Genomic DNA, 9,735 nt, shown 5'->3' with positions numbered 1-9,735 from the left:
TAGAATATGCTTCTAGGTATGGAGATTTAGATGAGATTGAGAAATTAATAAAAGAGGGAGGAAATGCTAATGCAGCGGATGAAAACGAATCTACTTTTTTGTGTTTAGCTATCATAGCAGATAATAGAGATATGGCAAAGTTTCTAGTTGAAAACTGAGCAAATATTTATGCAAAGGATAAGTATGGTGACACTCCTTTACATGATGATGTCGACAATGATGCTATAGATGTAGTAAGGCTTTTAATCAACGATGGGGTAGAGATTAATGCAAAAAACGATAGCGGTAGAACACCTTTTCATCCAGCATATGGCAACATAAATGTGGTGAAGCTTCTAATTGATAATGGAACAGATATTAATGCAGTAGATTCTGATGGATTAACTCCTTTAAGTCGTACTTTCAGTGAAAGCAAAGTAGGTGTTTGTGCGTACATGATGAATAAGATAATAGAGCGATGCTTTTGGTTTTAATGTTAATCAAAAAAATTTACAACTCAAACCTGAGGTAGAAGGAAAATATTTCTGTATAATCATCAGCCGTTAATTGATGTTTTATTAGAACGCTATGAGTGTGATTTTCAGAAGATGACATTTGCTGATGTAAAAACTTTCTTTCAGGAACACAGGAGTGACATCATAGTAGAGCTTGCAGGAATAGAAAGGCATCTGGTTGACTTTGTAGATTTTGAAGATGCGAAAGAGATGCACATTCCTAGATTAGAGCTATATGTATTTGCAGAAGCTGTAAAAAAAACACGTTGAGCACACGCTTTGACAAGCTAAACATTGAATAACGTTATACTAATCTAGAACTGGATTGAGAAAGGAAGTAGTGATTTATAGATATTTTCAATATCTTGAGGAAGAGTTTAAAAAAGTGTACATAGAGGGAAAAATATAAATCCTTGACTTTTTTATTAAAATACATAATAATTAAACTATATTATTATTTTTGGTAGGAGAAGATTATAGCTTTAGAGTTGGAAGACTTAAAACTAGTAGTAATATCACTAAACACTGACAACAATATAATTATTTCAATAAAAAGTAAACTAGAAGCAAAACATAAAGGTGTATTCCAAAAATAGAAAGAAAAATTTAATATAAATTATTAATTTACCGTACAATAAGGCAGTTATATTAAAAAGTTACATCGTTGCATTTGCCTACTTTGTATGGTTGCTTAAATATAGTTAAAGCTCTATTAGATAACAAGGCTGACGTTAATATAAACGACAGTGATGGTGATACTGCTTTGCATTTTTCTACTAAAAATGGTTACTAGATATAGCTCGGTGTCTATTAAAAAATGGCAATGTTAAAGTTGACACGCAGAATAATACTGACTTCATTGCCTTGCATTTGGCTATTTCTTATGGTAACTCAGATACAGATGTAGTTCAAGCTCTATTAGACAAAAGGGCTAATCCTTTATTGCAAGATAATAATGGATGTACTCCTTTACATTATGCTGCTGAAAATGGTCACGTAAAAATAGTATTAGATCTATTACAAAAATGGAAGGCTAATCATCCTACATTAGAAAATGAGGGGGTAAAGCTCCAGTAGACCTAAAATTGGTAATGAAAACATAAAAGAACGGCTTCGAGTAATTATTGAGGGGCTAAAAGCTGAAAACATAATCAATAATACTGCTAGTGGTAAAAGATGTGGTACAGTTTTCAGAAGGTGAAAACAATGCAGAAAATGAACGAATTGCTAAAGCAGTGGGGATTGATATTATTTTAAGTACCATAACCGAATAGTGGTAATTGCAGGACTTGCATTTACTGGTCCTATATTAACAGCACTAGCTATAATCGGTATAGCTATAGCTGCTGGATTGGCAGCTGGAGCTATTGGTGGTACCACATATGCAGTATTACAACCTAGTAACAGCCTAGATGAACCAAATGTAACTGGGCAAAAAGTTCAGGGTATTAAAGTGTAAACAAGTGCACATGCCTAGAACTGGGCTTCAATTTCCATCTAAGAAGTATCACGAAAGTAGCTAATACTGATATTTAGTAAATTTATTTACCATTTTCTGTCATCCTATGGTTTTCCAGTATGAGAAGTCAGTGTCAAGCGCTGAGACGTCAGCAACTATCACGTCATACCACGATTCATTCGTGGTACCTCACCATAGATTCTGCTAATGAGTAACGAAATGACGGTCGTCATTTAGTTATAAATATTAACAAGTTTATCAAATGGAAAAAAGGCAAAAAAATCCCTGTAGATAGCTAGTTATTTACATTTAACTTTCAAACATGGCATTCTCTTTCTAAACGCTTAATAATTGCAACTCAGTTGCTTTTGCAATTAGCCTAAATTATAAACGTTAAGAAACTTACTAAACAGAAAAAAAGACAAAAGAAATCTAGGGCAGCTAGTTATTCACTACATTTTATCAGTTGGCGTTTTTTTAAAGCGCTCAGCAAACGCAATTTACAGCACTAATTGGTAATGTAGGCAACAATATATAAAGGCATGAGGTTAAGTTTTTTTGTCGTTTATCTGTACAGAGAAGATAAACAACTAACTTCAGTAATATGATAAGGAGGCTGGTGAAGCTTGTTAAGTAGTTTTCTGCATTTCTATGAACTGCTTAGATAACATCACTAAAGTCTTATAAAGCACAAAAAACGTTTACAATTAATGCTCAACATGATAAATTGAAAACAGTTTATTCCTCGGTAGCTCAGTGGTAGAGCAGTTGGCTGTTAACCAATTGGTCGCTGGTTCGAATCCGGCCCGAGGAGCATTTTTGTCTGTTATTTTGTATGAACTTTAAGTCAGTTGTTTTATGTATACTAGATGGTTGGGGAAATGGAATAGGAGATAGTAAATGCAATGCCATTAGCAACGCAAATCCACCATGTTGGCAATATATTAGCTCCAATTATCCAAGATGCAGTTTATCTGCCTGTGGGACTGATGTTGGATTACCAGATGGTCAGATAGGCAACTCAGAGGTTGGTCATATGAACATCTGCAGTGGTAGAGTGGTAATGCAAAGCCTGCAGCGCATTGATCAAGAAATCAAAACAATAGAGAACAACAAGAATTTACGAAGTTTTATTAGTGATCTAAAGGATAAGAACGGCGTGTGCCACATAATGGGGTTGGTGTCAGATGGTGGTGTCCATTCGCATCAAAAACATATTTCAACTCTAGCAAATAAAATATCACAGCACGAAATCAAAGTAGTGATACATGCATTTTTGGATGGCAGAGATACACTGCCAAATTCAGGGAAAAAGTGCGTTCAAGAATTTGAAAAGAATATAAAAGGCCATGACATAAGAATTGCTACTGTCTCTGGGCGTTACTATGCTATGGATCGCGATAATAGGTGGGAAAGAACAATAGAAACTTACGAGGCTATTGCATTTGCAAGGGCAACATGTCACGATAGTGTGATGTCGTTGATTGATAATAATTATCAAAATAATATAACTGATGAGTTTATTAGGCCTACAGTAATAGGTGATTACAAAGGCATAGAACTAAAAGATGGGGTATTATTAGCCAACTTTCGTGCTGATCGAATGATACAATTGGCAAGTATTTTGCTAGGCAAAACAGGTTACACTGAGGTAGCAAAATTTTCCTCAATTTTAAGTATGATGAAGTATAAGGAAGACCTTCAGATTCCTTGTCTTTTTCCCCATGCATTTTTTACCAACACTTTAGGAGAGATAATAGCAGATAATAAATTACGGCAATTACGCATTGCTGAAACTGAGAAATATGCCCATGTGACTTTTTTCTTTAATTGTGGAAAGGAAGAGCCTTTCTCCAGTGAAGAAAGAATACTCATTCCTTCACCAAAAGTTAAAACTTATGACCTGCAACCTGAAATGTCAGCCTTTGAACTTACAGAAAAACTCGTAGGAAAAATTCGTTCCCAAGAATTTACGCTGATAGTTGCAAATTACGCTAACCCTGACATGGTGGGACACACAGGTAACATGGAAGCAGCCAAAAAAGCTGTGCTGGCTGTTGATAATTGCCTTGCAAAAGTATCGAATACTGTTAAGGAAATAAAAGACGCTGCATTAATTGTTACTGCAGACCATGGAAATGTGGAATGTATGTTTGATGAAAAAAATAATACACCTCATACAGCACACACTCTAAATAAAGTTCCGTTTATTATATACTCTAATTCTTATAACAACCTAAAGTTGAAAGATGGAAGATTATCTGATATCGCTCCTACTATTTTACAGTTACTTGGAATTAAAAAACCAAATGAAATGACAGGTAGTTCACTGATTGTGTAATTTCCTGTATCGCCCTATGTCATTCCAAGCTGTGATAACATCAAACAGGTGTGCTTTAACTTAAGCTAACTTCTAAATTTTCCACTGTCGGTACTGGTGACCTATTAAAGAAGCTGTCAATATCACTGATACTACCTATATTTTTTGTACTGATGGATTGATCAATTCTTTTGACTAAATTAGATAAAACTTTATTAGGTCCAATTTCGACGAGTTCGTTAATGCCACTACTTGCCATATGTAAAACCATTTCTCTCCATTTCACTCTACTTATAATTTGCTTAGCAAGTAAGATTTTTATAGTTTCTGGATTACTTTCTTCTTTAGCTGTGACGTTTGATACAAAAGGAATTGAAGGATGAGTTATGTCAATGCTCTCTAGAAATTCCAAGATCTTTTCATCAGCAGGTCTCATAAGAGATGAGTGAAAAGGCCCACTAACTTGCAATTTAATTAATTTTCTCACACTCGAGTTTTTGAACAAACCAGGTAATATTTCAAGGGCCTCTGCAGTACCACTTACCACTACCTGTCCACCACCATTATCGTTTGCAATTCCATAAATTTCATCGATTTGAGCTGATTCCAATATATCTTCTACTTCACTTATCTCCGCTCCAAGCAATGCAACCATTCCACCTTTACATTTTAAAGAAGCTTTATGCATTGCTTCGCTGCGAGCTTTCAGCAACTTGACTGTGGACTCGAGTGTCAACGCTCCTGCAGCACATAGTGCTGTATATTCACCAACTGAATGCCCACAAACATATTTAACATCGTGATCAGAGAAAAGAGATTTACCAAACACATGCTCCATAACACGTAGTGTTGCAATTGATACTGCCATTATAGCTGGCTGAGCGTTTTCTGTAATGGTTAACTCCTCGACAGGACCATTGAAAATCAAATGAGACAACTTCCTACCTAGTATGCTATCTACTTCATCAAATACTTGTCTTGCAATGGAAAATTGACTATATAGGTCTCTTCCCATTCCTACAAACTGTGAACCCTGACCAGGGAAAGCAAAAATCATAACGATAATTCTTGATTCTTTATTAAAAGTACTACTTTATTTATCTTTTGTCAATGTCCAATAATAATAATTGACTTAACGAATTGAATACACTAGAATAGTAACTGACTAAGAGTTTATAAGCGGCAATGGCAGAAATTAATTATCATAAAATTACCATAGTCATGACAAATGGTCAAGAGTTTGAAACTCGTTCAACCTATGGAAAGGAGGGAGATAAGATAAAGCTTGATAGAGATCCTTTCACCCACCCTGCATGGACTGGAAGTTTGACAAGTGGGTCAACAAATAAAACTAGCAAAATAGCTAAGTTTAACGATAAGTACGGAAATATTTTCTAATTTTCTTTCTCTTTAAGTTTTAGACTGGAGCATGCATAAATACAAAAATATAGGCTATGTTGCTTCTAAGTCACCAAAATCACAGGAAGTATCTAAATTATTACAGAAGCTTAATTTTATCAATATAACAGAGGAAAATAAATCTGAAGTTGATCTACTGGTAGTTGTTGGTGGCGATGGTTTGATGCTACACACCTTGCATAATTACGTCATAGGAAACAAAGATACACATGTATATGGGGTAAACACTGGTAGTGTCGGATTTTTGATGAATAAATACTTCAGTAGCGGCGAAGATTTGATTAATAACATAGAGCACGCAACTTCAGCTCAGCTAACTTTGCTAAAGATGGAAGCTACAGATCTGAGTGGTAAAAAATATCACCATTTAGCAGTAAACGAAGTGTATGTCTTTAGAAAGGCAAATCAAATAGTAGAGATGAATGTTGCTATCAATAGTAAACTAAAAATGGAAAAGTTTAGAGGAGATGGAATAATATTGTCTACTCCCACAGGCAGTACTGCATATAACTTCTCCGCTGGCGGCCCAATCTTACCACTCAATTCAAACTTATTTGCACTGACCTCTATTAATAGCTACTACCCAAGGCATTGGAATGGAGCGTTGATCTCAAATGATACGATTGTGCAAATCGATATTAACAACGTACAAAATCGTCCAGCACTTGTAGTGTCAGATTACAAGGAGCTTCAGAACATATCACAGATAAAAATGCAGAAAGACCATGAGAACACAGTTACTCTACTCTTTGACAAGGATTATTCCCTAGATGAAAGAATTTTTGACAGACAATTCTTATATTAAGCTTTTCTAGAATTATTCTTAAATTAGTATTTACTGTATCTTAATAACTATAGTATAATCAATATAACAGTAGTAATTAATTTCGGAGGGTAAGTATGCTAGAATTGAAAGATAAAATATCAGCAGAAACACCAAAAACAGATCCATCATCGGCTGGAGTGGCAGCAAATGCTATCTTAGATGTACTGGGTGCAGTACCACCAAAGCCACTGCGTGTACAGGCGGAGTTGTATAAAAAAGAATCAAATAATGAAGAAATGGATCATACTAGGGATAGTGGAATAGATGATCAAAGCTCAGGGATGAGAAAATCAGCTTCTGAAGGAACGTTGTTTAGCAAATCTTGGGATAGTAATAAAACATCAGAAGATTGGAAAAGATTATTAGATAACAAGCCCGGTGATGGTTCAGGCACATCTCCAACTCCTTTTACACCGAAAGACGATTCTTACATTGAAAACAGTGAAACAGATTCAACAACTCCTTTAATCAGCTCAGGCAAGAAAATAAACAGAGTCTGGCCAAGGGTAAAATATGCCATGCATCAGAAGGGCGTTATAATTTTTGGTGCAAATGCTATTATATTATGCACATCTGTAGCTTTAGTATATTTACAAGATAAAGCAAAATTTATTGCGTTTTTTGCAAATAGCCCGTTCTATATTACTATACCAGTCATTGCATCTGCTTCATTGTTTGCAGTTAGTCCTATATTTCATGCAATAAAGCAATTTAGAGAAGCTGAAGAATATCAAATCCAAAAAGGGAATGCAAATGAAATTTTAGATAAAGTGTTAGAGTGCCAGCCAAGGGACAAGGTGATAAAATCTGTAAGACTGGAATATAGCAATGACACTCATTCAAATTTTGCACTTAATGCTTGGGAAGCTAAAGATAACTTCATTAATATTGACGAAAAAGTAATTAGTAGAGCTAACAAAATAGAATCAATAATTAACAATAGGCCGCTATTCATTGCATTATTAACTAGTATAGTTGCTGCAAATATAGCGTTTCCCTTAGGGCTACTTGCAATAGATGGCATTAATAATGTGCAAAAATTTTACCAGAACCCTTTGACTCATAACGTAGGGTTGTCATTATTCATAGGTTCAGGTATACTTGCATTATCAATCATATGTCTTGGTGTACATTACTATAGGAAAACGAATTGCACTAACCTTATATATTCTCAGGAAAAGATTAATACAGAAAGTGTTAACAAGAAATTCATTAAGAAAATAGAACAAGAAAGAACAAATGTTCTTAAGGACAATCACGGTAAAGACGCTAAATGCATCAGCCTAACACTTGAACAAGTTGTAGTTCAATCCCATAATTGTAAAGATATTGTTTATAGTATTGGTGAATAAAGTACGTAGTAAAATCTCTTACATGATTTTGGTGCCCCTTAATTGGAGCAAAATAGGTCTGAGCAAATTTTACATTTACTAAAACTTTGCGTTTCGGTATCCTAAGTTGAAGGAAATTGTTTTATTCATATGAAAAAAGCTTTAATATTCACTTCCTTAGTAGTAGTTGTATTAATCGTCGTTACTTTTTTATATAAAAACAACGAGACTAATGACCCACAAGTGGTAAATGTTTATTCATCACGTAAAGAGGAGTTGGTACGTACTTTATTTGATGAATTTACAAGAAATACAGGTATTAAAGTACGTTATATTATTGACGATTATTCTCAGCTGCTTTCACGCATGGAAAATGGCAATGGGACTGATGTATTTTTAACTGCAGATGCAGTGAACCTAATTTTGGCAAAAAAAAGAGGGCTTTTGTCTCAGGTAAACTCAGAGATTTTGAAAAGAGCTATACCTGAAAAGTTTAGAGATAGTGAAGGTTATTGGTTTGGTCTCACAAAAAGAACGAGAATATTGGTTTACAATAAAGAATCAGTAGATCCTAAAGACTTAAGTACCTATGAGGATTTAGCAAATAAAAAATGGAAGGGAAAAATATTAGTACGTTCTTCTACAAGTCCATATAATCGATCGCTGATTGCTTTTATGATTGCAAATAATGGTTTTGAAAAGACGAAAGAATGGGTCAGTGGGATTGTAAGCAATATGGCAAGAAAGCCAAGCGGTGGTGATACTAACCAAATTTATGCTGTAGCTGCTGGTGAAGGAGATATTGCAATAGTAAATAGCTATTACTTTGCGAGAATCCTTTCATCAGAACGTGAGAATAAAAAGAATGTTGCAAATAAACTAGGAGTTTTCTTCCCTAATCACGATAGTAATGGTGTAATGGTAAACATTAGTGGTGCAGCAGTAACAAAAAATGCAAAAAATAGGAAAAATGCTATAGCTTTATTGGAGTTTTTAGTAAGCAAGCAGGCCCAGGAACTATATGCTAAGAAAAATCAAGAATACCCTATTATTGAAGGCGTTGAGGTTTCCAACATACTAAAATTTTGGGGAGACTACCCACAAAGTGATTTACCTCTAAGCGAGCTTGAAAAGCATCTTTTTGAGGCTGTTATGATAGCAGACGAATGTAAATGGAAATAATACCTAGTGCTTCTAGGGTAAAAAGTACAACTGTACAGACATTGTAACTTGGTAATGATTTCCACTAGGAAATGGTATTGTTTCAATTGTTGACACTGGCATTCAGCTTTCCACCCAAGGGGTGTCATTCCTGTGTCTCCTTTTCCTAATCCTAGTGCATCTATAATGTCACTCCAGTATGTGACACCGTCATTTAGTAAATTTATTTACTATTTTTTATCATCCTATGGTTTTCCAGTATGAGAAGCCAGTATCACGCGCTGGAATATCAGCAACCCCTACATCATACCACAATTCATTCGCAGTATTCCTCAGCCACTAACAAGTAGCGGTTGTCGGTAAATCTTCAGCTACAAATATTTAAGAAATCCACTAAGTAAGAAAAAGACAAAAGAAGCCCTAGTTAATATCTATTTAAAAACATTAGCGTTTTTTTATGTTTTAAATACTTAATAATCGCGACTCAGTTGTTTTTTATTGCAACTAACCTTTAGTCATAAATGTTTTAGAAATTTACTAGGCAAAAAAAAGGCAAAAGATATACCGTGGTAGATAGTATTTACTCTCTAATCCTGCAAATTAGCATATTATACTGTCCTAAACACTTTGTAAGTATAAGCGAGTTTCAACTTATATAGGTAAAAACCTAGAAATGTTGTGAAGACATAAGGTACATATAGTGCAAAAAATTAAACATAAGATGC

The 9,735-nt window shown here is 34.6% G+C and carries 9 protein-coding genes, 1 tRNA gene and 2 pseudogenes; 11 read left to right on the top strand and 1 reads right to left on the bottom strand.

Annotated elements, in window-relative coordinates:
• From CCY16_RS06600 to gpmI, 7 genes and pseudogenes are all read left to right on the top strand, one after another.
• Window positions 1-473, top strand: a pseudogene (locus tag CCY16_RS06600) (ankyrin repeat domain-containing protein); the annotation flags it as partial.
• Window positions 474-587: 114 nt separating this feature from the next.
• The gene (locus CCY16_RS05470) at window positions 588-764 is read left to right on the top strand and encodes a hypothetical protein (RefSeq protein ID WP_179946013.1); all 177 of its coding nucleotides are present in this window, start codon (window positions 588-590) and stop codon (window positions 762-764) included.
• A gap of 394 nt (window positions 765-1,158) precedes the next feature.
• Window positions 1,159-1,287: an ankyrin repeat domain-containing protein gene (locus CCY16_RS06860; protein WP_088414265.1), complete on the top strand. Its 129-nt coding sequence runs from the start codon at window positions 1,159-1,161 to the stop codon at window positions 1,285-1,287.
• A gap of 2 nt (window positions 1,288-1,289) precedes the next feature.
• Window positions 1,290-1,571 (top strand): ankyrin repeat domain-containing protein, encoded by a 282-nt coding sequence (locus CCY16_RS00985; RefSeq protein WP_088414263.1) that lies wholly within the window; start codon window positions 1,290-1,292, stop codon window positions 1,569-1,571.
• Window positions 1,572-1,767: 196 nt separating this feature from the next.
• On the top strand, window positions 1,768-1,953 hold the full coding sequence (locus tag CCY16_RS00980; RefSeq protein WP_088414261.1) for a hypothetical protein: 186 nt from the start codon (window positions 1,768-1,770) through the stop codon (window positions 1,951-1,953).
• Window positions 1,954-2,695: 742 nt separating this feature from the next.
• Window positions 2,696-2,767: transfer RNA gene (locus CCY16_RS00975), tRNA-Asn, on the top strand.
• A gap of 21 nt (window positions 2,768-2,788) precedes the next feature.
• Window positions 2,789-4,291: pseudogene (gene gpmI / locus CCY16_RS00970) on the top strand (2,3-bisphosphoglycerate-independent phosphoglycerate mutase); the annotation flags it as partial.
• Between the two features lie 58 nt (window positions 4,292-4,349).
• Here the strand turns inward: gpmI and fabD are convergent.
• A complete protein-coding gene (gene fabD / locus CCY16_RS00965; RefSeq protein ID WP_088414257.1) occupies window positions 4,350-5,330 on the bottom strand; it encodes an ACP S-malonyltransferase in 981 nt (326 codons plus the stop codon).
• 128 nt (window positions 5,331-5,458) lie between these two features.
• Here fabD and rpmE point away from each other — a divergent pair, with 128 nt between their 5' ends.
• The 4 genes from rpmE to CCY16_RS00945 all read left to right on the top strand — a co-directional run bounded on the left by rpmE (window position 5,459) and on the right by CCY16_RS00945 (window position 9,031).
• Entirely contained in the window at window positions 5,459-5,671 is a 213-nt protein-coding gene (gene rpmE, locus CCY16_RS00960) for a 50S ribosomal protein L31 (protein ID WP_088414255.1), read from the top strand.
• A gap of 31 nt (window positions 5,672-5,702) precedes the next feature.
• Window positions 5,703-6,497, top strand: a complete 795-nt coding sequence (locus tag CCY16_RS00955; protein WP_088414253.1) for an NAD kinase — start codon at window positions 5,703-5,705, stop codon at window positions 6,495-6,497.
• 95 nt (window positions 6,498-6,592) lie between these two features.
• Entirely contained in the window at window positions 6,593-7,870 is a 1,278-nt protein-coding gene (locus CCY16_RS00950) for a hypothetical protein (protein ID WP_179946012.1), read from the top strand.
• 129 nt (window positions 7,871-7,999) lie between these two features.
• On the top strand, window positions 8,000-9,031 hold the full coding sequence (locus CCY16_RS00945; RefSeq protein ID WP_088414251.1) for an extracellular solute-binding protein: 1,032 nt from the start codon (window positions 8,000-8,002) through the stop codon (window positions 9,029-9,031).
• Window positions 9,032-9,735: the final 704 nt, after the last annotated feature.

Source organism: Wolbachia endosymbiont of Wuchereria bancrofti (assembly GCF_002204235.2).
In the GTDB taxonomy this organism is placed as follows: Bacteria; Pseudomonadota; Alphaproteobacteria; order Rickettsiales; family Anaplasmataceae; genus Wolbachia.
This window is presented reverse-complemented; position numbering and strand designations above follow the sequence as displayed.

What these genes read in the sequence shown, in the direction of transcription:
- CCY16_RS05470 (WP_179946013.1), top strand. Translation starts at nt 588, where the DNA reads ATGACATTTGCTGATGTAAAAACTTTCTTTCAGGAACACAGGAGTGAC.
- fabD (WP_088414257.1), bottom strand. Translation starts at nt 5,330, where the DNA reads ATGATTTTTGCTTTCCCTGGTCAGGGTTCACAGTTTGTAGGAATGGGA.
- rpmE (WP_088414255.1), top strand. Translation starts at nt 5,459, where the DNA reads ATGGCAGAAATTAATTATCATAAAATTACCATAGTCATGACAAATGGT.
- CCY16_RS00955 (WP_088414253.1), top strand. Translation starts at nt 5,703, where the DNA reads ATGCATAAATACAAAAATATAGGCTATGTTGCTTCTAAGTCACCAAAA.
- CCY16_RS00950 (WP_179946012.1), top strand. Translation starts at nt 6,593, where the DNA reads ATGCTAGAATTGAAAGATAAAATATCAGCAGAAACACCAAAAACAGAT.
- CCY16_RS00945 (WP_088414251.1), top strand. Translation starts at nt 8,000, where the DNA reads ATGAAAAAAGCTTTAATATTCACTTCCTTAGTAGTAGTTGTATTAATC.